General features: G+C 73.2%; 20 protein-coding genes, 2 tRNA genes and 1 pseudogene. 6 read left to right on the plus strand and 17 right to left on the minus strand.

Translation table 11 applies throughout. The features are described 5' to 3' along the window. Window positions 1–149 precede the first annotated feature (149 nt). Window positions 150–737, plus strand: coding sequence for a lytic polysaccharide monooxygenase auxiliary activity family 9 protein (locus OEIGOIKO_RS26650; protein ID WP_125056124.1), 588 nt, complete (start codon window positions 150–152; stop codon window positions 735–737). Between the two features lie 84 nt (window positions 738–821). Here OEIGOIKO_RS26650 and OEIGOIKO_RS26655 read toward each other — a convergent pair. The 6 genes from OEIGOIKO_RS26655 to ehuB all read right to left on the minus strand — a co-directional run bounded on the left by OEIGOIKO_RS26655 (window position 822) and on the right by ehuB (window position 5,198). Further along, a tRNA-Lys gene (locus tag OEIGOIKO_RS26655) sits at window positions 822–895 on the minus strand. Between the two features lie 110 nt (window positions 896–1,005). After that, the gene (locus OEIGOIKO_RS26660) at window positions 1,006–1,764 is read right to left on the minus strand and encodes an IclR family transcriptional regulator (RefSeq protein ID WP_125056125.1); all 759 of its coding nucleotides are present in this window, start codon (window positions 1,762–1,764) and stop codon (window positions 1,006–1,008) included. 300 nt (window positions 1,765–2,064) lie between these two features. Continuing rightward, window positions 2,065–2,898, minus strand: coding sequence for an ectoine/hydroxyectoine ABC transporter ATP-binding protein EhuA (gene ehuA, locus OEIGOIKO_RS26665; RefSeq protein WP_031011223.1), 834 nt, complete (start codon window positions 2,896–2,898; stop codon window positions 2,065–2,067). Beyond that, on the minus strand, window positions 2,888–3,541 hold the full coding sequence (gene ehuD / locus OEIGOIKO_RS26670) for an ectoine/hydroxyectoine ABC transporter permease subunit EhuD (RefSeq protein ID WP_125056126.1): 654 nt from the start codon (window positions 3,539–3,541) through the stop codon (window positions 2,888–2,890). Before ehuD ends, ehuA begins: the two co-directional genes overlap by 11 nt. Continuing rightward, a complete protein-coding gene (ehuC, locus tag OEIGOIKO_RS26675; protein ID WP_125056127.1) occupies window positions 3,538–4,269 on the minus strand; it encodes an ectoine/hydroxyectoine ABC transporter permease subunit EhuC in 732 nt (243 codons plus the stop codon). Before ehuC ends, ehuD begins: the two co-directional genes overlap by 4 nt. Beyond that, the gene (gene ehuB / locus OEIGOIKO_RS26680) at window positions 4,266–5,198 is read right to left on the minus strand and encodes an ectoine/hydroxyectoine ABC transporter substrate-binding protein EhuB (protein ID WP_170251866.1); all 933 of its coding nucleotides are present in this window, start codon (window positions 5,196–5,198) and stop codon (window positions 4,266–4,268) included. Before ehuB ends, ehuC begins: the two co-directional genes overlap by 4 nt. A 268-nt stretch (window positions 5,199–5,466) precedes the next feature. On the opposite strand from ehuB, the gene OEIGOIKO_RS26685 reads away from it, so the two are divergent. Continuing rightward, on the plus strand, window positions 5,467–5,967 hold the full coding sequence (locus tag OEIGOIKO_RS26685; RefSeq protein ID WP_125056128.1) for a DUF3830 family protein: 501 nt from the start codon (window positions 5,467–5,469) through the stop codon (window positions 5,965–5,967). Here the strand turns inward: OEIGOIKO_RS26685 and OEIGOIKO_RS26690 are convergent. Together OEIGOIKO_RS26690 and OEIGOIKO_RS26695 are read right to left on the minus strand one after the other, a co-directional pair. Continuing rightward, window positions 5,948–7,372: an amidase gene (locus OEIGOIKO_RS26690; RefSeq protein WP_125056129.1), complete on the minus strand. Its 1,425-nt coding sequence runs from the start codon at window positions 7,370–7,372 to the stop codon at window positions 5,948–5,950. The genes OEIGOIKO_RS26685 and OEIGOIKO_RS26690 overlap by 20 nt on opposite strands. A gap of 56 nt (window positions 7,373–7,428) precedes the next feature. Continuing rightward, window positions 7,429–8,394, minus strand: coding sequence for a D-2-hydroxyacid dehydrogenase (locus OEIGOIKO_RS26695; protein WP_125056130.1), 966 nt, complete (start codon window positions 8,392–8,394; stop codon window positions 7,429–7,431). Between the two features lie 208 nt (window positions 8,395–8,602). On the opposite strand from OEIGOIKO_RS26695, the gene OEIGOIKO_RS26700 reads away from it, so the two are divergent. The 3 genes from OEIGOIKO_RS26700 (at window position 8,603) to OEIGOIKO_RS26710 (ending at window position 11,697) form a co-directional block, all read left to right on the plus strand. Next, window positions 8,603–9,532, plus strand: coding sequence for a maleate cis-trans isomerase family protein (locus tag OEIGOIKO_RS26700; RefSeq protein WP_125056131.1), 930 nt, complete (start codon window positions 8,603–8,605; stop codon window positions 9,530–9,532). 139 nt (window positions 9,533–9,671) lie between these two features. Continuing rightward, the gene (locus OEIGOIKO_RS26705) at window positions 9,672–10,412 is read left to right on the plus strand and encodes a maleate cis-trans isomerase family protein (protein WP_125056132.1); all 741 of its coding nucleotides are present in this window, start codon (window positions 9,672–9,674) and stop codon (window positions 10,410–10,412) included. Between the two features lie 139 nt (window positions 10,413–10,551). After that, window positions 10,552–11,697: an LLM class flavin-dependent oxidoreductase gene (locus OEIGOIKO_RS26710; RefSeq protein WP_371858968.1), complete on the plus strand. Its 1,146-nt coding sequence runs from the start codon at window positions 10,552–10,554 to the stop codon at window positions 11,695–11,697. A 139-nt stretch (window positions 11,698–11,836) separates the two neighbouring features. Here OEIGOIKO_RS26710 and OEIGOIKO_RS26715 read toward each other — a convergent pair whose 3' ends face one another. Further along, window positions 11,837–13,903 carry a putative bifunctional diguanylate cyclase/phosphodiesterase gene (locus OEIGOIKO_RS26715; RefSeq protein WP_246177546.1) on the minus strand — a complete coding sequence of 689 codons (2,067 nt, stop codon included), beginning with the start codon at window positions 13,901–13,903 and terminating at the stop codon, window positions 11,837–11,839. A gap of 265 nt (window positions 13,904–14,168) precedes the next feature. On the opposite strand from OEIGOIKO_RS26715, the gene OEIGOIKO_RS26720 reads away from it, so the two are divergent. Beyond that, window positions 14,169–15,395, plus strand: a complete 1,227-nt coding sequence (locus OEIGOIKO_RS26720) for a M6 family metalloprotease domain-containing protein (RefSeq protein WP_246177547.1) — start codon at window positions 14,169–14,171, stop codon at window positions 15,393–15,395. Window positions 15,396–15,531: 136 nt separating this feature from the next. On the opposite strand, the gene OEIGOIKO_RS26725 is transcribed toward OEIGOIKO_RS26720, so the two are convergent. The 8 genes and pseudogenes from OEIGOIKO_RS26725 to OEIGOIKO_RS26760 form a co-directional block, all read right to left on the minus strand. Continuing rightward, a tRNA-Lys gene (locus tag OEIGOIKO_RS26725) sits at window positions 15,532–15,605 on the minus strand. 141 nt (window positions 15,606–15,746) lie between these two features. After that, window positions 15,747–16,436 carry a hypothetical protein gene (locus tag OEIGOIKO_RS26730; protein ID WP_246177548.1) on the minus strand — a complete coding sequence of 230 codons (690 nt, stop codon included), beginning with the start codon at window positions 16,434–16,436 and terminating at the stop codon, window positions 15,747–15,749. A gap of 260 nt (window positions 16,437–16,696) precedes the next feature. Further along, window positions 16,697–17,086, minus strand: coding sequence for a hypothetical protein (locus OEIGOIKO_RS26735; protein ID WP_031011254.1), 390 nt, complete (start codon window positions 17,084–17,086; stop codon window positions 16,697–16,699). Window positions 17,087–17,347: 261 nt separating this feature from the next. Beyond that, window positions 17,348–17,476, minus strand: a pseudogene (locus OEIGOIKO_RS43985) (pentapeptide repeat-containing protein); the annotation flags it as partial. Between the two features lie 99 nt (window positions 17,477–17,575). Further along, entirely contained in the window at window positions 17,576–18,859 is a 1,284-nt protein-coding gene (locus tag OEIGOIKO_RS26745; protein ID WP_125058977.1) for an AAA domain-containing protein, read from the minus strand. A 164-nt stretch (window positions 18,860–19,023) separates the two neighbouring features. Next, complete coding sequence (locus tag OEIGOIKO_RS26750) at window positions 19,024–20,577, minus strand: hypothetical protein (protein WP_125056135.1); 1,554 nt, start codon at window positions 20,575–20,577, stop codon at window positions 19,024–19,026. After that, entirely contained in the window at window positions 20,568–21,905 is a 1,338-nt protein-coding gene (locus OEIGOIKO_RS26755) for a hypothetical protein (RefSeq protein WP_371858969.1), read from the minus strand. Before OEIGOIKO_RS26755 ends, OEIGOIKO_RS26750 begins: the two co-directional genes overlap by 10 nt. Continuing rightward, window positions 21,805–22,839: a phosphatase PAP2 family protein gene (locus tag OEIGOIKO_RS26760; protein WP_125056136.1), complete on the minus strand. Its 1,035-nt coding sequence runs from the start codon at window positions 22,837–22,839 to the stop codon at window positions 21,805–21,807. The genes OEIGOIKO_RS26755 and OEIGOIKO_RS26760 overlap by 101 nt, the downstream gene beginning before the upstream one ends. Window positions 22,840–23,111 lie beyond the last annotated feature (272 nt).

Raw genomic sequence — 23,111 nt, forward strand, 5'->3', positions numbered from 1 at the left:
GGCCTCGCGCCCCGCTCCCTCGCGCAGCCGTACGCATCCGTCGGCCCGCCGACCCTAGGCAGCACCGACCGGCGGGAATATTCTGCTGGTTGGTCTGGACCGCAGTGCACTCGGCTCGCAGGAAACCCCCCTCATTCCGGGAGCGAAGCATGCGCAAAAGGATCAGCGCGGCCGTCGTCGGACTGGGCCTCATCGGCGCGACGGTCCTGTCGACCAGCGGCGCCGGCAGTCACGGCTACACCGACGCCCCCGTCAGCAGACAGAAACTGTGCGCCAACGGCACGGTGAAGAACTGCGGCGCCATCCAGTGGGAGCCGCAGAGCGTCGAGGGCCCCAAGGGCTTCCCGAACGGCGGACCCGCCGACGGAAAGATCTGCTCCGGCGGCAACAGCCGCTTCAAGGAGCTGGACGACCCGCGCGCCGGCCAGTGGCCCGCGACCAAGGTGAGCGCGGGCTCGTACACCTTCCGCTGGCGCTTCACCGCCCCGCACCGCACCACGGACTTCCGGTACTACATCACCAAGAACGGCTGGAACCCCAGCCGCCCCCTGACCCGGGCGGACCTGGAACCGGCCCCGTTCCTGACCGTCCCCTACAACGGTCAGCAGCCGCCGACCACGTACTCGCACCCGGGCACACTGCCCGGCGGTAAGAGCGGACGGCATCTGATCGTCGGTGTCTGGACGATCGCCGACACCGCCAACGCGTTCTACGCCTGCTCGGACGTCGAGTACTGAGACGTCGAGTACTGAGCGGCGGAACGGTACGGAAAAACACGAGTGGGCCTCTCGAAGCTGTGCTCCGAGAGGCCCACTCCCAGGTGCGCCGCCAGGGACTCGAACCCCGGACCCGCTGATTAAGAGTCAGCTGCTCTAACCAACTGAGCTAGCGGCGCGCGCTGACAAAAGAAATACTACCTGGTCCGCAGGGGTGCTTCCGACCACCGCCCGGCCGGGCCCGCACGGAGGCCCCCGCGATCCCCCTCGGACGCCCCGGCGCCCGGAATCAGAGCGTCAGCGACAGCAGCACCGGAGCCGCCCGCCGGTTCAGCGCGTCGGCGGCCTGCCGCAGCCGGTGGGCGTGCTCCAGCGGGAGCGACAGGGCCAGACAGCCGACCGTGGAGCCCGCCGTGATCGGCACGGCTGCGCAGACCGTCCCCACCGCGTACTCCTGGAGGTCCAGCATCGGGACGGTCGGCGGCTGGCTGTCCAGCTTGTGGAAGAGCACCTTTTCGTTGGTGATCGTCCGGGAGGTGAGGCGGGCGGTCTTGTGCCGGGAGAGGTGGTCCATCCGGCCGTCGTGGTCCAACTGCGCCAGCAGGCACTTGCCCACCGCGCTGGCATGTGCCGTCCGGCGGAATTCCGCCCACTCGTTGACCTTGGGGGCCCGCGGTCCGTCGGCGTAGTGCAGGATCTTGACCTCGCCGTCGATGTAGCGGCTGATGTAGACCGCCGCGCCCACCGAGTCGCGCAGCTCGACCAGGGTGCGCTGGAGCTTGTCGCGCAGCGCTTCCGCGCGGCCGCCGCCCGAGCCGAGCAGGACCAGCGACTCGCCGATGACGTACGCGCCGTCGGCGACCTGCGCGACATAGCCCTCGCGGCGCAGCATCGCCAGCATGTGGGCGAGGTGCCCGGTCGGCAGGCCGGTCTCGCGGGCGATCTGGACGTCCGACACGCCGCGGGCGTGCCGGGCGACGGTTTCGAGCACGCGCAAGGCGTACTGCACCGAGTGGAAGGGCGCGGTCGGCTCGGGCTTCAGCGCCACGGTGTCCCCCTAGCAGGTTGTGACCGTTTGCGTCGCTGCCGTCGCCGGCGGTCACGACCGTCGAACATAACCGGCCGTTCCCGGGCAGCGAGGCACGTACCACGATAGCGGCCGAACCGGCCCGCCGGAGGGGGTCTTGACCGAAAAGGGGGGATGGCCACGCACTTGTACTGGGGCGTGGTCCACCGGCATATGCCCAGGTCATTCCGGGTCGGGGCGGAGACCGGGTACGCCGCCCGGCGGGCGTCCGGAACGCGGCCGCCGGCCGCCCCCGGGCGCCCGCGGGGGCGGCCCGTGCCGTCAGAGGACCGCGCTCAGGAACTCCCGGGTGCGGTCGTTCTCCGGCTCGCTGAAGATCTTCTCCGGCGTCCCGAACTCGATCACCCGTCCCTGGTCGAACATCATCACGCAGTCGGATATGTCCCGCGCGAAGTTCATCTCGTGGGTCACGCACAGCATGGTGATGTCGGTGGTGTGCGCGATGTCGCGCAGGACGTCCAGCACGCCGGCCACCAGCTCCGGGTCGAGCGCGCTGGTCACCTCGTCCAGCAGCAGCACCTGCGGCCGCATGGCCAGGGCGCGCGCTATGGCGACCCGCTGCTGCTGGCCGCCGGAGAGCTGCGACGGGTACTTGTCGATGTGCTGGGTCAGGCCCACCAGGTCCAGCAGCCCGCGGGCCCGCTCCTCGGCGGCGTCCTTGCTCAGGCCCAGCACGTGCACCGGCGCCTCGGTGATGTTGCGCAGCACCTTCATGTTGGGGAAGAGGTTGAACTGCTGGAAGACCATCCCGATGTTCTTGCGGACCTCCCGGCAGTGCTTCTCGCTCGCCGGCACGAGCCTGCCGTTCTTCTCCTCGTGGGTGAGGTACGCGTCACCGACCTTGATCTTCCCTTCCTCCGGCTTCAGCAGGGTCATCAGCAGCCGCAGGATCGTGGTCTTGCCGGACCCGGACGGGCCGATCAGTGTCACGTGCTTGCCGGCGTAGACCGTCATGTCCAGCGAGTCCAGGACGGTGTGCGCGCCGAAGCGCTTGGTGACCCGGTCGAAGCGGACCAGCTCGGGGCCGTCCTCCGCGGTGCCGACCGTGGGCGGCGCCGGCTGCGCCGGCCGGGTGGGGGTGCTGTCATCGGACAAGGCGACGCTCCAGGACTCGCAGGAGAAGGGAGGTGGGGTACGAGATCACGACGAACAGGACGCCGACGACCGTGATCGGCTCCATGTAGTCGAAGGTGGTCGCGCTGATGCTGTTCGCCTGGAAGAGCAGCTCCGCGACGGTGATCGCGGCCAGCATCGGCGTGTCCTTGAACATCGCGATGACGTAGTTGCCGAGCGCCGGGACCACCCGGCGGAACGCCTGCGGCAGGATCACCGAGGTCCAGGTGCGCCGGCGCGGCAGGCTCAGCGCCGTCGCCGCCTCCCACTGGCCCTCCGGGACGCCGTCGATGCCCGCCCGGTAGACCTCGGCGGTGTACGTCGAGTAGTGCAGCCCCAGGCCGATCACGCCGGTGGTCAGCGGGTCGAAGGTCAGGCCCCAGCCCGGCAGGACGAAGAAGAGGAAGAACAGCTGCACCAGCAGCGGAGTGTTGCGGACGAACTCGACGAAGGCGCTGACCGGCCAGGTCACCCAGCGGCTGGGGGAGCGCAGCAGCAAGGCCCACACCAGGCCGAGCGCGAACGCCACCAGCGACCCGAGCAGCGTCGCCTGCACAGTGATCCACAACCCGCTGAGCAGGTCCGGCAGGATGTCGCCGACGTACTCCCACGACCAGGTGTTCACGGCTTACCTCCGGGGGCGGTGGTCACCTGCGGGCCCGGCCCGCCGATCGGCAGGCGCCGCGAGAACCAGCCGGACTTCTCCGGCGCGCGGCCGATCGACGCCTTGGCCCGGCGTTCCAGGAGGCGCATGATCCGGGTCACCACGAACGCGATCACGAAATAGAGGACCAGGATGATCCCGTAGACCTGGGCGCTCTGGCCCGTGGAGAGCCGGGCCAGCTTGGCCTGGAAGGTCAGCTCCCCGATCGACAGCAGCGAGGCCAGCGCGGTGCCCTTGAGCAGCTCGATCAGCAGGTTGTTGAACGGCGGCATCATCTCCGGCACGGCCTGCGGCAGGATGACCTTGCGCAGCCGCTGCCACGGCGTGAAGCTCAGCGCGATCGCCGCCTCACGCTGCGCGGGCGCCACCGCCTGCAGGGAGCCGCGTACGACCTCGGAGCCGTACGCCCCGTAGGACAGGCCGAGCGCCAGGGTGCCCGCCCAGAGGCCGGCCAGCTGCCAGCCCAGCAGCGGCAGCGCGAAGAACAGCCAGAACATCAGGACCAGCGCCGAGGTGCCGCGGAAGAACTCCACGTAGACACCGGACAGGAAGCGCACGATCCACAGCCGGGAGGTGCGGGCCACGCCGATGCCGAAGGCGACGACGGCGGCCAGCACGGCGCTGTAGACCATCAACTGGACGGTGATCCACACGCCTTTGAAGAACAGTTCCCACAAGGCTCCGGTCACCGGGCACAGAGCTCCTTCGCCGTGAGGTCGGTCATGAACTCCTCGGTGAACCCGAAGGGCCGGGCGATGCGCAGGAGTTCGCCGCTCTTCTTCATCTTGTGCAGCTCGCCGTTGAAGGCGTCCCGCAGCTTCGTCTCACCGATCCGGAAGCCGTAACCGCCGCCGTCCCGCTGGGGCTTGCCGTCCACCTCCGGGGTGAAGGGGTGGGTCATCTCCACCTTGGGGTGCTTGCCGGTCTTCAGCGCCTCCATCATGGTCAGCGCGGTGCCGGCGAAGCAGTCGATGCGTTCGGCCTCCAGCGCCTCCAGGCCGGCGATCTGGTCGCCGTACGTCTGGATCTTCTCCTTGGCGACGCCGTTGCCGACCGCGTAGTCGATCTCCGCGTACCCGATGCCGGTGCCCATCCGGAAGCCGCCCTCGGCCACGTCCCGGTAGGACGCGATCTTCTTGGGGTTGCCCTTCGGTACGAGGAAGCCGTCCTTCGACTCGTAGTCCGGGTCGGAGAAGAGCACGGCCTGGCAGCGGGCCTTGTTGATGAACATGCCGGCCACGATCACGTCGTACTGGAAGGAGTGCAGGCCGGGCACGAGCGCCTGGAACTCGACCGGCACCGGCTCGAAGCGCTCCACCCCCAGCCGCTGGAAGACGGTCCTGGCGACGGCGGGCGCCTCGCCGGTCAGTTCCCCCTGGCTGTTGATCGACGCGTACGGCGGCTCGCTGGCGATGCCCATCCGTACGACGTTCCTGCTGCGAAGATCATCGAGTAGGTGTCCCCCGTCCGTAGCTCCGGTGATGTCGACCTGTGAGCAACCGGCCGTCGCCCCCAGCGCCCCCGTCAAACCCAGCGCCGCCGCTCCTGCGAGCAGTGAGCGGCGGCGGAACCCTGATGCGGTGTTTCTTCCTGAGCTGTTCCCCTGTGGTGGAGCCATGGGCGCGCGGCTACCCGAACTCGTTGAAAATATGCCAATCGTTTCCGGCCCTTGATGCAAGCGGTGCGGGGTCGTGGCGCATGTCGGTCATGCGTGCATACGACACCCGTTCGGGGGTGGCAATTCCGGTACGGGGGTGGCTGATTGGCGACGGTCGTCAGCGGCCGCGCGCCCTGGGGCGAGTGCGGGTACCGCGTCCGGTGTTCCCGTGTGCATCGGGCCGCCCGCTGGTCCACCATGGAGGCGCAAAGCACCGTAAGGAGGCAAAATGGTCGACCGTTTCATCGAAGTCTCCCTCGACAAGCGGGGCGTGAGCTGCACCGCCAGGCTGCTCGACGACCGCGCGCCGGTCACCTGCAAGGCCGTCTGGGACGCCCTGCCGCTCGGCGGCGACGTCTACCACGCCAAGTACGCCCGCAACGAGATCTACGCCCTCGTCCCGCCGTTCGCCCCGGAGGAGCCCCCTCTGGAGAACCCGACCGTCACGCCCATCCCCGGCGATCTGTGCTACTTCACCTTCAGCGAAACCCAGTTGGGCACCGCCTCGTACGGCTACGAGAGCCAGGCCGAGCACCGGGGCCGCGCCACCGTCGTCGACCTCGCGCTGTTCTACGAGCGCAACAACCTGCTGATCAACGGTGACGCGGGCTGGGTTCCCGGCATCGTGTGGGGCTCGGTGGTGGACGGCCTGGACCGGATGGCCGACGCCTGCCAGGACCTGTGGCGCGCCGGAGCGCTGGGGGAGACCCTCAACTTCCGCCGGGCGTAGGCGGAGCGGGCAGGCCCGCCGCCCCCGAGGCGTAGAGGGCGTGCGCGGCGCGCAGCACCAGCGCGTCCGCGTGCCGCGCACCCACCAGCTGCACCCCGATCGGCAGCCCGTCCCCGTCCACCCCGCACGGCACGGTCGCGGCGGGCTGCTGCGTCATGTTGAAGGGGTACGTGAACGGCGTCCAGCCCGTCCAGCGCGTGTGCCCCGACCCGGCCGGCGCCTCGGCGCCCGCCTCGAAGGCGGTGATCGGCTCCGTCGGCGTCACCAGCAGGTCGTACGTGCTGTGGAAGCGGCCCATCGCCACGCCCATCGCCATCCGTACGTCCACCGCCGCCAGGTAGTCCAGCGCGCTGCGCCGCGCGCCCTCCGCGCAGATCTCCCGCAGGCCGGGGTCGAGCAGTTCCCGTTGCGCGTGGCTCAGGTGCTGCACCACCCGCGCCGCGCCGCTGAACCACAGCGTGTGGAATTCCTCCACCGGGTCCGCGATGCCCGGGTCGGCCTCCTCGACGAGCGCGCCCAGCTCGGCGAGCCGGTCCACCGCGCGCCGCACCGCGGCGGCGACCTCCGGTCGCACCGGCACGTCCCAGCCCAGCGTCGGGCTGTAGGCCACCCGGAGCCCGGCCACCGGCCGCTCCAGCTCCTCCCGGAACGACCCGGGCGAGGGCGCGAGCTGCGACCAGTCCCGCCAGTCCGCCCCGGTGATCACGTCCATCAGCAGCGCCGCGTCGGCCGCGTCCCGGGTCATCGGCCCGACGTGTGCCAGCGTCCCGAACGGACTCGCCGGATACAGCGGCACCCGCCCGTACGTCGGCTTCAGTGCGAAGATCCCGCAGAACGACCCCGGGATGCGCACCGACCCGCCGCCGTCCGTGCCCAGGCTCAGCGGCCCCGCGCCGAGCGCCACGGCCGCCGCGCTGCCGCCGCTGGACCCGCCCGCCGTACGGGACGGGTCGTACGGGTTGCCCGTCACCCCGTGCCGTGGACTGTCCGTGACGCCCTTCCACCCGAACTCGGGCGTGGTGGTCTTGCCCACGAACACCGCGCCGTGCTCACGCAGCCGCGCCACCGACGGGGCGTCCGCGTCCCAGACCGCGCCCTCCTCGCGCACCGTGCGCGAACCGCGCAGCGTCGGCGCCCCACGGGTCAGCAGCAGGTCCTTGACCGTGGCCGGCACGCCGTCCACCAGCCCGGCGGGCCGCCCGGACCGCCACCGCTCCTCGGACTCCTTCGCCGCGGCCAGCGCCTCGTCCGCGTCGATGCGGGTGAAGGCGTTCACCCGCTCCTGCGCCCGCCCGGCCCGCTCGACCACCGCCTGCACCGCTTCGACCGGCGAGAACTCGCCCGCCGCGTACCCGGCGACCAGCCGCACCGCCGAGCAGTCGGCCAGATCCGTCACCTCAGCCATCCCGACCTCCCTTCACGAACCCTGCGCGAACACTCCGCCCCCACGGTCCCGGAAGATCAGGAGCCCGGTACGTAGCCCAGCCGCTTGTCCACCACATTGGTGAGCGGCTCGCCCGCCGCCCACCGGTCGAAGTTGTCCGCGAACTGCTCGGCCAGCGCGTCCCGCCAGCCCAGCGTGTCGCCGCTCATGTGCGGGGAGACGATCAGGTGCGGCACGTCCCACAGGACGCTGTCCGAGGTCAGCGGCTCGCGCTCGAAGACGTCCAGGGCCGCCGCCGCGATCCGCCACTCCCGCAGCGCCGCCACCAGGTCGGCCTCGACGACGAGCGCTCCGCGCGCCACGTTGATGAAGCGCGCCCGCTGCCGCATCCGGCCGAACGCGGCCCGGTCGAACATGCCGCGCGTCTCCTCGGTCAGCGGCGCCGCGCACACCACCCAGTCGGCCGTGCCCAGCAGACCGTGCAGCGTGCCGCCCGCGTGCACCCGGCCGAAGTCGGGATCGTGCGGACGTTCCCGCCGCCCGACCAGATCCACCCTGACACCCAGTGCCAGCAGAGTTCGGCCGATGGCCCGGCCGATCGGCCCCGAGCCCACCACCACGGCGCGGCTGCCCGCCACCCGCAGTGTCTCCCGGTGCCGCCAGCGCCGCTGCCGCTGGAGCTCCCAACTGCCGTAGAAGTCCTTCGCCATGGCGATCACCAGACCGGCCACGTACTCGGCGATCGGCTGCTCGAAGACGCCGCGCGCGTTGGTCACCAGGGTCGTGTCCGCGGCGAGCTCCGGGCACATCAGCCGGTCCACGCCCGCGCTCGCGGTGTGCACCCAAACGGGTCGCGGGCCGCCGCCGGGCCAGGCGTCGCGGACCGCGTCGGAGGTGAAGTCCCACGCCAACACCACGTCGGCGTGCGGCAGTCGGTCGGCGAAGGTCTTGTCGTCGGCGTACACCAGCCGGGCCCGGCCGGACAGCCGGTCCAGTTTGGGGGGCGGGTCGGAACCGAGGACAAGGACGGTGCTTTCGGACATAGGCCAGAAACCGTTCTGAAACGTGAGCCCCCTTGAATGAAAGGAGGCGCCGACAGATGCCTGAGATGCGAGGATTGACCACGCTAAGAAGTCGTAACTACCGTGTCAACAACGGCTCTGTCCCGACGTCCCCGGCTCGTGCCGGTAGCACCACGAACCCCTGGCAAAGGCACTGCCCTTACCAGCCCTTCGCTCTTCTGGGGGCATCATGGACGTCTCATTTCTGGGGGGACCGAAGCCTCAGCTCGGTGTGGGTGTCGTCGCTCCGTTCGACTTCGCCCTGGACCGCGAGCTGTGGCGCTGGATCCCCGACGATGTGTCCCTCCACCTCACCCGAACCCCTTTCGTACCCGTCGAGGTGAGCCTCGACCTGGCCCGCCTCGTCAGTGAACACGAAACCCTGCACGCCGCCGTCCAGGCGCTGTGCGCCGTCTCCCCGCAGGTCGTCTCGTACGCCTGCACCTCGGGCAGCTTCGTCGGCGGCGTGGCGGGCGAGCGTGCCATGTGCGCCGCCATGACCCGGGCGGGGGAGCGGCTTCCGGCGCTCACCACCTCCGGCGCGCTCCTCGAAGCGCTGCGCGAGATCAACGCGTGGCGGATCGCGGTCGTCACCCCCTACACCAAGTCCGTCACCGACTCCCTGGAGGAGTACCTGAAGGAAGCCGGCGTCACCGTCACCGGCCGCGCCTACCTGGGCCTGACCCGGCACATCTGGAGAGTGCCGTACCGGGACGTCGTCGACATGGCCCGCCAGGCCGTCGTCGGCGCCGCGGACGCGCTGTTCATCAGCTGTACGAACCTGCCGACGTACGACGTCATCCCGCAGCTGGAGGCCGAACTCCGGATGCCGGTCCTGTCGGCCAACCAGGTCACCATGTGGGCCTCCCTGCGCGCCATCGGGGCCGAGGCCGTCGGCCCGTACCAGGCGCTGGTGGACCCGGTCGCCAGACGCGGACCGGCCTCCATGACCGCCTCCTGGGCCCCCGAGGAGGGGGCCGGGATACCGAGGTGCGGCGGTCTGTCCGAAGCGGCGTTCGCCGGCTCGGCGGTCCCGTCCTCCGAGGCGGAACCGGCCGACGGACTGGACGTACCGCCCTTTCATCCCCCGGAGGAGCCCGGCCCGCCGGCGCCGGTCTGACGCGTACGGGCGGCGCCCGCCCGGTCGCCGTCCCCCCTCCGCGTCCACCCGCGCGCCCCGCGTACGTACGCCCGGGGCAGCGCGCGCACCCGCAGTACACAACCCCGTACGCATCCCCCCACCCCGTCAGGAGACGTGCATGGCATCCACGGTCGGCTTCCTCTACCCCGGCCACTCCGCCGAGGACGACTATCCCCGGCTCGAAGCGCTCCTCGGCAACGGACTGAGCCTGCCGCTCGTCCACACCGACATCGGCGAGGACGCCCACCGCGTCGACGCGCTGCTGGAGATGGGTTCCGCCGCCCGGCTCGCCGCCGGCGTCGCCGAACTCAAGCGCCGTGGCGCCGAGGCCGTCGTCTGGGCCTGCACCAGCGCCAGCTTCGTCTTCGGCTGGGAAGGCGCCCACGAGCAGGTGCGCGAGCTGTCGGCCACCGCCGGGCTGCCCGCCTCCAGTACGTCCTTCGCCTTCGCGCACGCCGTACGGGCCCTGGGAGCCGAACGAGTGGCCATCGCCGCGACCTACCCCGACGACGTCGCCGAGTGCTTCCGCGCCTTCCTGAAGTCCGCGGGCACCGAAGTCGTCTCGACGCGCGGCAGCGGGATCATCACCGCCGCCGAGGTCGGCACCTGGGGACTGGAGGAGGTCCTGCTCCTCGCCCGTACGGGGGACCACCCCGACGCCCAGGTGGTGCTGCTGCCCGACACGGCCCTGCACACCGCCGGGTACCTCCCCGCCATCGAGGCGGAGCTGCGCAAGCCGGTGCTCACCGCCAACCAGGTCACCGCCTGGGAGGGGCTGCGGCTGCTGGAGCGCACGGTCGCCTGTCCGGCGCTGGGCACGCTGTTCGCGGGGGTGCCGGTGCCGTCCACGGTGGGGTAGCGGCGGGGGAACCGCCTCCCCGGACCGGTCTCCTCGCCCGCCCGGCAGCAGAATCGCCCTCCTCGCCCGCCCGGGAATAACCGGAGAAGCGCTCCGGTTGTTCTCCGGGCAGACCAGCGACGCGAGGAGGGCCCGCACCGTGAGCGGCGACCACGACGAGATCCGGGACCACGAAGAGAGCCGGGGCGGCGACGCCCGCGACGGCGACGGCATCCGGGGCGCGGCCCTCGGCACCGCGCCCGTCCCCCTGTCCGTACTGGACCTGGTGACCGTGGGCGCGGGGCACACCGCCTCCGAGGCCGTACGCACCGCCGTCGGCATCGCCCGCACGGCCGAGCGCCGCGGCTTCCACCGCTACTGGGTCGCCGAGCACCACTCGATGCCCGGTGTGGCCTCCTCGTCCCCCGCGGTCCTGCTGGCGCACCTCGCCGCGCACACCGACCGCATCCGGCTCGGCTCCGGCGGCGTCATGCTGCCCAACCACGCGCCGCTGGTGATCGCCGAACAGTTCGGCACGCTGGAGGCGATGGCCCCCGGCCGCGTCGACCTGGGCCTCGGCCGCGCGCCCGGCACCGACGGCGCCACCGCCGCCGCGCTGCGCCGTACGGAGCGACTGCACGAGGGAGCCGACGAATTTCCGCAGCAGCTCGCCGAGCTGACCCGCTTCCTGGACGACGACTTCCCCGACGGGCACCCGTACAGCCGTATCCACGCGGTGCCGGGACCGGTCCAGGCGACGTCCCCGGGCGGCGTCCAGTCGGCGCACCGGCCGCCGCTGTGGCTGCTCGGCTCCTCCGGCTTCAGCGCCCAGCTGGCGGGCCGCCTGGGCCTGCCGTTCGCCTTCGCCCACCACTTCTCGGCGGCGAACACCATCCCCGCGCTGGACCTGTACCGCGAGTCCTTCCGCCCCTCCGCCGTCCTGGCCGAGCCGTACGCGCTGATCGGCGTCGCCGCGCTGGCCGCCGAGGACGAGAAGGAGGCGCACCGCCAGATCCTCACCGGCGCGCTGTCCATGATCCGGCTGCGCACCGGGCGCCCCGGGCTGGTGCCCAGCCCCGAGGAGGCGGCGGCGTACGCGTTCAGCGGTATGGAGCGCGACTTCGTGGACAGCTGGCTGTCCAACATCGTCTACGGCACGCCCGACGCGGTCCGTACCGGCCTGGACGACCTGGCCGAGCGCACCGGCGCGGACGAGCTGATGATCACCGCCAACGCGCACGGCGGCGACGTCCGGCTGCGTTCGTACGAGCTGATCGCGGACGCGTACGGGCTGCCGGCGGTGTGACGGCCGTGGCGCCGGCGGTGTGACCGTCGCGCGGACGGCGGCGTGACCGTCGTGCTGTCCGGGCGGCGGGCGGGTGCACCGGAGTGAACGGGGGAGCGCGCCGCTTCGCCCGCTCCCTCCGCGACTCCCCTCGCAGCTGCTACGCGCCGGTCTCCCGCCCCGCCCCGATCAGATCGCAGACCCGGTCCGGCGGCACCGGGCGGGAGTACAGCCACCCCTGCCCGGTGTCACAGCCGATACGGCGCAACCGTTCCGCCTGTTCGGCGCTCTCCACGCACTCCGCGGTGACCGTCAGGCCCAGCCGGTGCGCGAGCGCCACCAGCGCCTCCACGATCGTCTCGTCCGCCGGGTTCGGATGCTCCTGCGAACGGAAGCCCCGCACGAAGGAGCCGTCCAGCTTCAGCACGGACACCGGCAGCCGGCTGAGGTAGGCCAGGTTCGAGTAGCCGGTGCCGAAGTCGTCGATGGCGATCCGTACGCCCATCTCGCTCAGCGCCTGGAGCGCCTGGAGCGGGCGCCCGGCCGAGCCCATCACGGCCGACTCGGTCAGCTCCAGCTGGAGCAGGGCGGGCGGCAGGCCGGTCTCGGCGAGGATGCCCGCCACGTCCGCGACCAGGTCGGAGTCCCACACCTGGCGTACGGCGACGTTCACGCTGACGAACAGCGGCTCGGCGCCGGGGCGGGCCAGCTGCCAGGCGCGGGCCTGGTGGCAGGCGCGGGCCAGCACCCAGCGGCCCAGCTCGACGATCGAGCCGTTCTCCTCCGCCAATCCGATGAACCGATTCGGCGACAGTGTGCCGAACTGCGGATGCCGCCAGCGCACCAGCGCCTCGACGCCCTGCGCCCGCCCGTCACCGAGCCCGACCAGCGGCTGGTACTCCAGGGTGAACTCGCCGCGGTCCACCGCCGGCCGCAGCGTGCTGGACAGCGCCTGCCGGGTCATCCGGTGCGCGTTGCGCTCGGGGTCGAAGAGCGTCCAGCGGGCCTTGCCGTCCTCCTTCGCCCAGTACAGCGTGGTGTCCGCGGCCTGCATCAGGCCGGTCGCCGTGGTGCCGGTCGCCGCGCGCTCCACGACGCCGATGCTCGCCGAGACCGACAGCCGCTGACCGGCCAGGTCGAACGGCCGCTGGAGCGCGTCCAGGACGCGCTGTGCCAGTTCGGCGAGTTGTTCGGTACCGGCCGAGTCCTCCACCAGGAGGGCGAACTCGTCGCCGCCCAGCCGCGCCACCAGGTGGCCGCTGCCGCCGCGCACCGCGCCGCGCTCGGCCAGACTCTCGGCGCAGTGCGTCAGGCGCTGCGCCACCGCGCTCAGCAGCCGGTCGCCGACGCGGTGCCCGAGGGTGTCGTTGACGGCCTTGAAGCCGTCCAGGTCGAGGTAGCACAGGCCGACCCGGCCCGTACCGTGCTGCTCGAAGGCGGCCGACTCCAGCGCGCCCGCGAGCCGCTCGAAGAACAGCGCGCGGTTGGGCAGCCGGGTCACCGGGTCGTGCATCTGGAGGTGGCGCAGCCGGGCCAGCAGGTCGTGCCGGTCGCTGATGTCCGCCACGGACAGCAGGACGCAGTCCTCGTCCGGCAGCGGCTCGACCGTCACCTCGGCCCACAGGAACTGCCCGTCGGGATGTTTCAGCCGCCGGGTGCACCGCAATCGGTCGCTGTGGCCGCGCAGGACCTCCCGGTACGCGGCCCAGATGCGCGGGTCGGTGCCCAGCTCGGTCAGGTCGGCGGCGGTGGCCGCGACCAGGTCGTCCGGTGCCGCGCCGACCAGTTCGCCGAAGGCGGGGTTGGCGGCGAGCACCAGGCCGTCGCGGTTCAGCACGGCCAGCGGGGCGCGGGCGGCCCGGAAGGCGGCGCGGTAGTCGCGCAGCGAGGCCGCCGAGCCGTCACCGGCGTCGGGTTCGCCCCGGACGCCGGTCCGCGGCTCGCCGGGCGGGCCGGACCGGGACTCGCCGTTCTGGGGGTGTCCGCCGGCCGTGGAGGACCGGACGGGGCCGTCGGCCGCGGTGGGGCCGCCGGTGGGGGCCGGGTCGGAGGCGCCGTCCGGACCTCCGTCGGATTCATTGGTCGGTTCTTTACGCTCCGTCACCGCGGAGAGCGTCGTTCCGGGCGCGCGGCCCGTGCCGCCGGGGTATCCGCTCACTGCTCGCTCCCGCATGGCGCTTGTCTCGTGATGGAGGGGGGAATCCGCGCTGGAAAGTGTGGCGATCATAGAGGCTGCCGCAAGGGCCTATCCAGCGACGTAACCGTGATCATCGGCACCTGTGGCGGAAGTTTGGCCATTTCCGTCCGGCTGTGTTCGTGCGTATCCGGTCAACGATCGATAGTGACTTTCCGTTACGGGGTGGGGAGTTGGGCCGGTCACTCGTCTGGGGCCCCGGAACAGGACGGAATCCGGCAATTCCCCACAAGGTGGTGAGGGTGCTCCGAATCCGTACCGGGAGGTCGATGTGCCACGCGCCCAGCAACCTCCGGAGGTGGGCCGTCGCGCGCTGCGCCGGGTGGCCGCCGTGGCCACCTCCCTCAGCGCCGTCATAGCCACCTCCGTCATCGCGGGCCCCGCCACCGCGTCCGAGGGCTCGCCGCCCTGCGCCCTGGCCCGTACCGACGCCCACCACTCCGAGGGCCTGGACACCTGGAACCGCGCCTACCCGCGCCCGGTCCGCACCCTTGACGCCGTCATGGTCTTCCTGTCCTTCCCCGACTCCGAGCCGGTCGCCGACCCTCGCGAACTGGCCGCCGACTACTTCCCGGCCACCACCCGCTTCTTCGAGCGCGCGTCCTACGGCCGCTTCACCCTGCGCCCCGACATCCAGCGCCGCTGGGTACGGATGCCGCAGAACTCCAGCACGTACGGCATACGCCGGGACTGGGCAGCCGGCGACCGCGCCGCCTACCTCCGGGACGCGGTCGCCGCCGCCGACGGCTCGGTGGACTTCAGCCGCTACGACGTCGTCTACCTCGTCGCCGACCCGGACGCGGCCGGCGTCGACTCCGACGCCACCAAGGTCGTCAACCTCGACCGCCCGCTGCGCGCCGACGACGCGGACCTCAGCCGGTTCGTCACGCTCTTCGAGCAGAGCCCGCCGGACCGCAACGTGCTCGCCCACGAGACCGGCCACGTCTTCGACCTGCCGGACCTCTACCACCGGCCCCAGGAGGGCAAGGGCGACTGGGACACGCACGTGGGCGACTGGGACCTCATGGGCAGCCAGTTCGGCCTCGCCCCCGACCCCTTCGGCTGGCACAAGTGGAAGGTCGGCTGGCTCGGCGGCCGCCAGGTGACCTGCGTCTCCCTCGGCCGGGAGCGGCGCTCCTCCGTGCACACCCTGCGGCCGGTGTCCGCCCCCATGGGGCCGGGCGACGGGCGGCGGGCGCGGCTGCTGGTCGTCCGCACCGGTCCGCGCAGCGCGCTGGCCGTCGAGGCGCGCGGCGCGGTGGGCAACGATCACGACGTCTGCGCCGAGGGCGTCCTGGTCTACCGCGTGCACAGCGAGACCGCGTCCGGGAGCGGTCCGGTGGAGGTGCTGGACGGACACCCCGGTACCGAGGCGTGTTGGGGGACTTCCGTATTCCCCCGGCTTGCTGATGCGCCGCTCGGCGAAGGCGAAAGCCTGGACGCCACCGAGGACGGGGTGCGGGTACAGGTGTACGGGCGGTCGTCCTCGGGGGACTGGACGGTCAAGGTGGAGCGGAGCGGCTGAGGGCGGGTGTCCGGGCCCGGCCGGGCGCCCGCCCCGGCTTCCCGGTTCCCGGGTTCCCGGCTTACGGCTTCCAGGCTTCCCGGCTTTTGGGCGTACGAAGAAGGCCCCCACCGAGGTGGGGGCCTTCTTCTGTCGGTGCGCCGCCAGGGACTCGAACCCCGGACCCGCTGATTAAGAGTCAGCTGCTCTAACCAACTGAGCTAGCGGCGCCTGCTGACGTGGAAAACATTAGCATCCTGATCGGGTGGCGCAAAAATCGATTCAGCGAGGCCCGCCCCGCACCGGGGTGCGCGGGGCGGGAAGCCCGGTACGGGCCCGTGTTCCAGGGGCCCGGGGCGGTGGTGGCGCTGGTCACAGGGGTGGGGTGAGGGTTGGCGCCGTTCGGGTGGTGGTGGGTTCGGCGAGGGCGTCGGGGCTGTCGCGTGCCGCGGTGGCGACGGCACCGTCGGGTGCTGCGGCGGCGACGGTGGTGGCGCGCCGGGCGGCACGTATGCAGGCCCAGAGGAGGGCGCCCGGCCCGGGGAGCCAGGGGTGGCGTACGTCCGGGGCCACCAGCCAGCGGGAGGCGGTGAGGTCCTGACCGCTGTGGGGTGCGTGGGGCGGGTCGGACTGCGGTGGCCGCTGGGGGAAGAGGGGCGGGATGGTCACGGCGTCGCCCGGTCCGTGGCAGAGCAGCGGCGGTACGGAGCCGGACCACTCCTCCCAGCCGAGCAGGGCGGGCAGCCGCCGGGCCGTACCGGGCTCGGCGAACAGCAGGATGCGGCCGCGATGGGTGGCGACGGGGCCGGACCCGGGCCCCGCGGTCCATAAGCGGTCCACCAGGTCGCGGCCGAAGAGCGCGGGCGCGTTGATCACGTCGAAGACCGTGCCGCACGGCAGCGTGCTCGGCGCCTCCGGACAGGACGCCCACCGGGCGTGCACGCTCTCGGGGCACGGGTCGGCGGAGGCGAGCCAGTCGGCGCCGGCGAGGGTGACGTACGCCGCGGTGTGGAAGGCGGCGGGGGCGGGTCGGCGGGGGTGTTCGGAGGGCCAGTCGCTCATGGGCCCCGGTTTACCGGTATGCGGTGTTCCGTTTCTGCGGAATGGCTGAAATCCGGACAGGACGGGGCGCTATGGGGTATGTTCCCGCGCTCGCATATGCCGGCGGCCCATGATCCACGAGCGGGATCACGGGCCGGGGCGCGAGGGCGGGGATGCGACGGCGGGTCGGTGGGGCGGGGACGCGAGGGCCGGGCCGGCCGGGCGGTGCCCGTCCGGAGCCGAGGCGGCCGGGAGGCGGGTGCCGGGAGCTGCTGAACCGTTCAGTCGGCGGTGGCGTCCAGGCGGCTGCCGCCACCGTTGCGCAGCAGACCGCGGCCGAACTCGACCATCTTCGCCGCGTAGTCCTCGGTCCAGTCCGCACGCTCCGCGATCACGGAGAGCGGCAGCCGGTCGAAGCGCCGGGGGTCGGCGAGGTGGGCCGCCGCCATCGCCTGGAACTCGGTGGCCCGGTCCGCCGCCGCGCGGAAGGCGAGTGTCAGCTCGGTGGAGCGGGCGAGCAGCTCCTTGGGGTCCTCGATGGACTCCAGGTCGAAGAAGTGCTCGGGGTCGGACGTGGCCTCCGGAGGCTCGAAGAGCAGCGGAGCCGGTTTCAGGCGCCGGGGCGCGGAGGCAGCTCCGCGCGGGTCGGAAGCCGGTTGCGGCTCGGACATGTACGTACCTCCTGGATCGTGTGCCGCGTTCCATTGTCCCGCGCCGCGCAAGTGTGCCTGGCGACGCGCACCTACGGGGCTCAGCCGCCTGCCGGGGGCGGCACACCACGCGCCGCGCGCCCCCGTTCCGCGCCTGTACCGCCACCGTACGGCCGTGCGCGGCGCACCCGGGCGCAAGTGAGCCGCGCCGACCGATACCCGCCCCTGGGCGCCCCAGCGCGCGCGGCGGTACGCGACACTGCGCGGGTCGGCCCGGCCCAGCCGGGCCCGGTCCAGCCGGGCCCGGTCCAGCCGGGCCCGGTCCAGCCGGGCCCGGTCCAGCCGGGCCCGGTCCAGCCGGGCCTGGTCCGGCCTCAGCCCGGCCCGTGCCTGACGCGGCCCGTGCCTGATCCGGCCCCTGCCTCACCCGGACAGCGCACCGGCCGGCTCCGGCGGCTTCCGGCCCGACCGCGCACCGGCGGCCTCTCCGCCGACCTCACCGCTGGCCGGTCAGGGCCGCCAAGCCACCCGATGTTCGTTCAGATGGGCCAGGACCGCGTGGTTCGCCTCCCAGCCGTCCGGGAACTTGACCGTGACGCCCAGCTGGACGGGGTCCGCCGAGGGGTGCTCGTCCAGCAGCTCCGGTATGCCGGCCCGGCTGACCACGATGCAGGCGTGCCGGTGGCGCGAGGCCAGTACGCACAACCGGCCGGTCTCCAAGTGGAAGGCGGTCGCGTCGGGGCGGCCGGAGAGCGGGTGCAGGAAGACCGTGACGTCGAACTCCCGTCCCTGGAGGCGGTTGGCGGTGTCCACCGCGACGCCCCCGACGCCGAGTCCGGCCAGCGCGGCCCGTACCGCCGCCGCCTGGTCGCGGTGGGCCGTGCCGACCGCGATCCGGTCGGCGGTCAGCGGCACCGGATCGGGGCCGCGCTCGCTGGTGGCCGCGCCGCCCCGGTCGAGCAGCCGCCGCACCACCCGCGCGATGGCGTGCACCGCCTCCGGGTCCGTACGCGGGGTGTGGCGGGCGGGCAGTTCGAGCAGGCCCCAGCCGGACTCGGCGGCCTCGTCCAGCACCCGGTCCACCCCCGAGCCGTCGGAGGGCACCCCGAAGGCGAGCCGCCGGTCGCCGTGGTCCGTGCCGCTGCGGAACGGCGTGTACGGGTAGAACGCGTCGGAGACCAGCCGCGCCGCGGAGGCGGGCAGCCGCCACGACACCGGCAGCCGGTGCTGCGGCAGGCCGGGGTTGTGCGCCAGCAGCGTCGTCACGGCGCTGGCCGACGGGTCGTAGGCGAGCCCGGCCCACTGCTCGGCACCGACCACGCTGAACGGGTCCAACTGCCCCGGATCGCCCACGAACAGCGCCCGTTCGAACAGCCCGCCGACGGCCAGCAGCGCGTCCGAGCGCATCTGGTACGCCTCGTCCACGATGGCGTGCTGCCATGGCTCGTCGACCTTCGTGTACGCCCACTTGGCGGCCGTCGAGACGACGATGTCCAGCCCTGCCAGATCGGCGACCTTGGCCGACGTACGGACGGCGGGCAGTTCCGCCAGCGCGGGGTCGAACGCGCCCGGCTCGCTGCTGTGCAGCCGGCCCACCGGCAGCTCGGGGTCCTTCTCGGCGATCCGCAGCACCAGGTCGTCCACCTGCGCGTTGGTCTGCGCGACGATCATCAACGGGCGTCCGGCCGCGGCCAGTTCACGGGCCGCCCGCACCACCAGCGTGGACTTGCCCGCGCCCGGCGGCGAGTCGACGACGACACCGCGGTGCGTACCGTGCAGCGTGCTGTGCACGATCGCGTCGGTGGCCGCGGCCGCCGCCGCGCCCGGGTCGAAGGGCGCCGCGCCGGGTCCGTACGGTGACGCCCCGGGGGCGGCCGGCGGTACGCCCGGTGCGGCGTGCGGTGCGCCGTCCGGCCGCCGGGCGGCGGGCACGTCGGGGTGCGCGGGGCGGGCCTCGGTCACAGGAAGTCCTCCGCGGTGACGGGATCGGGCTGGTCCACGGGCAGTACGGCGGTGTCGGCCACGGGCGGCCCGCCGTGCGTCCACGGCGTGTCCTCGGGCTCGGGCAGCTCCGGTCCGCCGCGTGGCTGGTGTTCGAACAGGGTCCAGCACACGTTGTCACCGGGCTCGGGCACTGACCCGGGCTCCGGGGTCTTCCCCCGCCCCATGCCGCCGGTCAGCCGGACGACCAGCCCGCCCGGCCCGTCCGCCGTGTACGCGACGAACTCGGCGGGCTGGGCCTTCCCGTCCGGCAGCGCGCGGTACAGCTTGTCGCCTTCGGTCAGCTGCGGCCGGTCGTCCGTCGTCAGCGTCACCAACGGGCGCGGCATCGGCCGCTTGCCCTCCGAATACGCCATCTCGACGCCGGTCACCTCGCCGGCCAGCGCCTCCCCGGTGAGCCGCCGGCCCGCCATGACCAGCGGGTCGTCCAGCGCCTCCTGCGCGTCCAGCTGCGCCTGGGCGGTCTCCCGGGAAGCGAGCTTGCGGGCGGCCGTGATGGCGTCGTCCCGCTTGGGCTGCGGCGGCTCACCGGCCCGTACCCGGTCGCGGTGCCCGGTGTACGACCAGCGGTCGCGCTTCCAGCGGTCGGCCACCCTGGAACCCTCCGGCAGGGCCCGCAGCAGGTCGATGCCGTGCCACACGGCGTCCCAGGCGGGACGCAGCTGGCTTTCGACCAGCTCGCGGACCGCGTCCTCGGCACCGGGCAGCCCCGCGTCGTACCGGGCCATCGCCGGGGCGAGGCGCTTGTTGTCGAACGCCGGGTCCGTGGCCGGGCCGGCCGGCGGGCACAGCAGCTGGCCGTCCGCGTCCCGTGCCGTCTCCGCGCGCCGCGCGGCCGTCGCGCCGGGCTCGCCCTCGGGCGGGTCGATCCAGGCGAGCAGCGCGCCCAGGTGCTGGTCCTCCAGGTTGCTCTGGCCGGTCGCCCAGTGCCGGGCGAGCAGACCGGTCATCGGCAGCAGCAGGCTCGCGCCCGGCACCCGGGCCCGCTCGCCGAAGTGGGTGAACCAACGCCCCAGCAGGGGCACATGGGGCGGCGCCGGATGCGGGGTGTCCGGGTCCTGGTCGGCGGTCCGCCGGAACCGCATGGACCGGCCCAGCAGGCGCACGTACTCCACACCGGCCGCGCTCGGCACGACGATCTGCGGCGCGTCGGCGCACAGCTCGACCTCGACCGGGACCTTCTTGCCGGTCTCGGGGTCGGTCTCCTTGCGCTGCTCCAGCTCGACGGTGTCCGCGTACCCGTCCACGTACGGCAGGACGGCCTCGGCCAGCTCGGCGAGGAACGCGAACCGCAGGTCACGGTCGCGCGGCTGGGGTACGGCGAGCAGCAGCGGCTTCTCGCGGTCCGTGCCGACCAGCGCGCCCAGCGGGGCGCCCGCCTCACCCGAGGTCGTCAGCGGGACGAACACCAGCGGACGGGCGGACAGATGCCGGTGCCGGACCGTCGTCAGCGGCTGGGCGCGGCCCGCCGCCACCGCCTCCATCCTGGCGAGCACCTCGATCAACGACATGCCGGCACCCCCTCGGCCCCGTCGGCCCGCCCCGCTGTGCCACTCCGGCCGCCCGGTCCGGCCCCGGCCAGCGCCTCGGCGCGCAGGGCCGCCGCCCGGCGCAGTGCCTCGGCGGCGGGCGCGTCCGTGTCCCCGTCCGGAGAGCAGGCAGCGGTGGCGCCCGCGCCCTCGGACCCGTCGGTCGCCTCGTCCGCCACGTCCTCCGTGCGCGCCGCCGCCAGGACCTCCCCGACCGTGCGCAGCCCGCCCAGCTCACCGCGCACCCCGCGGCCCAGCGACTCCACGGCGCCCGCGGCGCGCGCCTGCTCCCGGCAGTGGAACGCCAGCTCGCAGGCGGACAGGCACTCCGGCGCGTACGCCGCGTCCACGGACCCGACCGCCTCGGCCAGCTCGGCGGCGGACCGCGTCACGGTCTTCCCGTCGTCCGCGAGCCGGAGGTCGAAGGTGGTGCCGGGTGGGAGCTGCCCGGCGATCTCCTCGACCTTGGTGAGCCGCTGCAACTGCCGCCTGGTCGTCGCCAGTTGTTTACGGATGTCGACGGCCTCGGCGGTGGGGAGGTTCGCGAAGTCCTTGGGGCAGACCAGCAGTACCTGGTCCCGCACCGTCACCGGACGGCCCGTACTGGCGAGCACCTGGGCGGCCACCCGCTGCAGCGCCAGTACGTACACCGCGGCCTGCCGGGCCGCCGCGCCCACCTTCGCCGGATCGGCGGAACCGTCGATCATCGGGAAGGACTTGATCTCCACGACCGTCCAGCCGCCGTCCGGATGCACCACGACCGCGTCCGGCTCCAGGTAGGCGGGCGACCCGGCGACGTCCAGGGTGATCAGCGGATGGTCCAGCAGGGTCCAGCCGCCGGTGGCGGTGGCCTCGCGCAGGGCCAGCGCCGTACGGGCCGCACGCCCCTCGGGACCGGCGGCGGACAGGTCGGGGACGGCGACCCGGCCGGGCTCAGGGGCCTCCGCGCCGCCGCCCATGCGCTCGTACAGCAGCATCATCAGGTCCGCGCCGCCGTCCGCCTTGACGCGGGCCTCGAAGGAGTTGCCCCGGGCCAGCGCGAACTGCGACTGCCCGAAGGCCGCGGGCGAGCCGAGCGCGCCCGCGAGCGCCGTCTTGTCGACCCCGGCGCCGTCCAGCAGCGCGCGGCGGCGGCAGCCGGGGTTGGCGGCCAGCGCGGCGAGCGCGCGGGCGTCCAGCGGCCGTGGCCGTACGCCGGGGCCGCGCAGCTCACCGAGCCGCTGTCGCAGCCCCGTCGTCGGCTGCGGCAGCGGCGGCTGCTCCGGCGGCCGGTCGGCCGCGGCGGGTCGGCTGTCGCGGAAAACGTTCACCCGCGGAAGTCTGGCATCCGCCACTGACATTCGCGTGTGCCCCCGGCGTCCCGGCGGCCGGAAGATCGCGCGGCGCACCCGCGAGGGAGCCGTTCTCCGCGCCGGCCGCAGGCGTGTCCGCGCCGGCCGCGGGTGCGTGCGTGCCGGTTCCCGCGCCCGGACGGGCCGCCCGGAACCGCCCGCGCACCCCGTCCGCCAGCCGCAGCGCCGGGCGCGTCAGCAGCAGGCCCAGGCCCATCACGGCCGTACCGGCCAGCGCGTCGAGCAGGTAGTGGTTGGCGGTGCCCATCACCACCAGGACGATCAGCAGCGGGTACGCCACCCCCAGCGCCCGCGTCAGCCGCGACCGGCCGTGCCGCCACAGCACCACGCCGCACCACAGCGCCCACCCCACGTGGAGGCTGGGCATCGCCGCGAACTGGTTCGTCATGCCGCCGAGCCCGCGCGGCGCGCTCGCGTCCTCGCCCCACCACCCGTAGGACGAGAACTGCGCCATGGTGTCCGCGAACCCGCTGCCCGTCTCCAGCAGGCGGGGCGGCGCGGTCGGCAGCAGCGTGAAGCCGACCAGCCCGATGAGGGTGGCGAGCATGAGCCATGTACGGAGCGCGCGGTAGTGCCCGGGGCGCCGGTTCCACAGCCACACCAGGACCAGGGGTGTGACCAGGTAGTGCAGCGAGGCGTACGCGAAGTCGGCGGGGACGCCGAGAGCGGGCATGGCGGTGAAGAGACGATTCAGCGCGCGCTCCGGGTCGAGCCGCAGCAGCTCTTCCCACCGCAGGATCGTCCGCCCGTGCCCGGCGGCGGTGTGCGCGTCGCCGCGGGCCACGAGACGGCCCGCGGAATAGGCCGCGTACACGAGGGCGAGCAGTGGCAGTTCCGTCCACCACCGGAGCCGGCTGCCGGCTGCCGCTGGGCGGCGCGCTACGGCGTCCATCCTGGTCGTTCTCCAACATGCGTGGCCCGTGGCGGATCGGTCGCGGGCCTGGTGCGAGGGGGTGCGGCGCGGGGGCGGCACCCGTCGGCGCGGAAAACGCCGACCCTCCACCGTACGCCGTACGGCGCGAAGCTCCCGGCGGGGAGGGGTCCACCCCGGTGGTGCCGGGCGATGCGCGATGATGGAACGGACGGCCACCGCAACGAGGCGACGCGAGCCGGGCGCCGGACGAGCACCGGACGCGCACCAGTCGAGCAGCACAGCCCCGGAGC

It is taken from the genome of Streptomyces paromomycinus (assembly GCF_003865155.1).
GTDB lineage: Bacteria > Actinomycetota > Actinomycetes > Streptomycetales > Streptomycetaceae > Streptomyces > Streptomyces chrestomyceticus.

Excerpts from the sequence above, each read along its gene's own strand:
- OEIGOIKO_RS26685 (WP_125056128.1), top strand. The coding sequence starts at position 5,467 with ATGGTCGACCGTTTCATCGAAGTCTCCCTCGACAAGCGGGGCGTGAGC.
- OEIGOIKO_RS26650 (WP_125056124.1), top strand. The coding sequence starts at position 150 with ATGCGCAAAAGGATCAGCGCGGCCGTCGTCGGACTGGGCCTCATCGGC.
- OEIGOIKO_RS26730 (WP_246177548.1), bottom strand. The coding sequence starts at position 16,436 with ATGAGCGACTGGCCCTCCGAACACCCCCGCCGACCCGCCCCCGCCGCC.
- OEIGOIKO_RS26705 (WP_125056132.1), top strand. The coding sequence starts at position 9,672 with ATGGCATCCACGGTCGGCTTCCTCTACCCCGGCCACTCCGCCGAGGAC.
- OEIGOIKO_RS26750 (WP_125056135.1), bottom strand. The coding sequence starts at position 20,577 with ATGTCGTTGATCGAGGTGCTCGCCAGGATGGAGGCGGTGGCGGCGGGC.
- OEIGOIKO_RS26715 (WP_246177546.1), bottom strand. The coding sequence starts at position 13,903 with ATGATCGCCACACTTTCCAGCGCGGATTCCCCCCTCCATCACGAGACA.
- OEIGOIKO_RS26700 (WP_125056131.1), top strand. The coding sequence starts at position 8,603 with ATGGACGTCTCATTTCTGGGGGGACCGAAGCCTCAGCTCGGTGTGGGT.
- ehuB (WP_170251866.1), bottom strand. The coding sequence starts at position 5,198 with ATGGCTCCACCACAGGGGAACAGCTCAGGAAGAAACACCGCATCAGGG.
- OEIGOIKO_RS26735 (WP_031011254.1), bottom strand. The coding sequence starts at position 17,086 with ATGTCCGAGCCGCAACCGGCTTCCGACCCGCGCGGAGCTGCCTCCGCG.
- OEIGOIKO_RS26690 (WP_125056129.1), bottom strand. The coding sequence starts at position 7,372 with ATGGCTGAGGTGACGGATCTGGCCGACTGCTCGGCGGTGCGGCTGGTC.
- OEIGOIKO_RS26695 (WP_125056130.1), bottom strand. The coding sequence starts at position 8,394 with ATGTCCGAAAGCACCGTCCTTGTCCTCGGTTCCGACCCGCCCCCCAAA.
- OEIGOIKO_RS26760 (WP_125056136.1), bottom strand. The coding sequence starts at position 22,839 with ATGGACGCCGTAGCGCGCCGCCCAGCGGCAGCCGGCAGCCGGCTCCGG.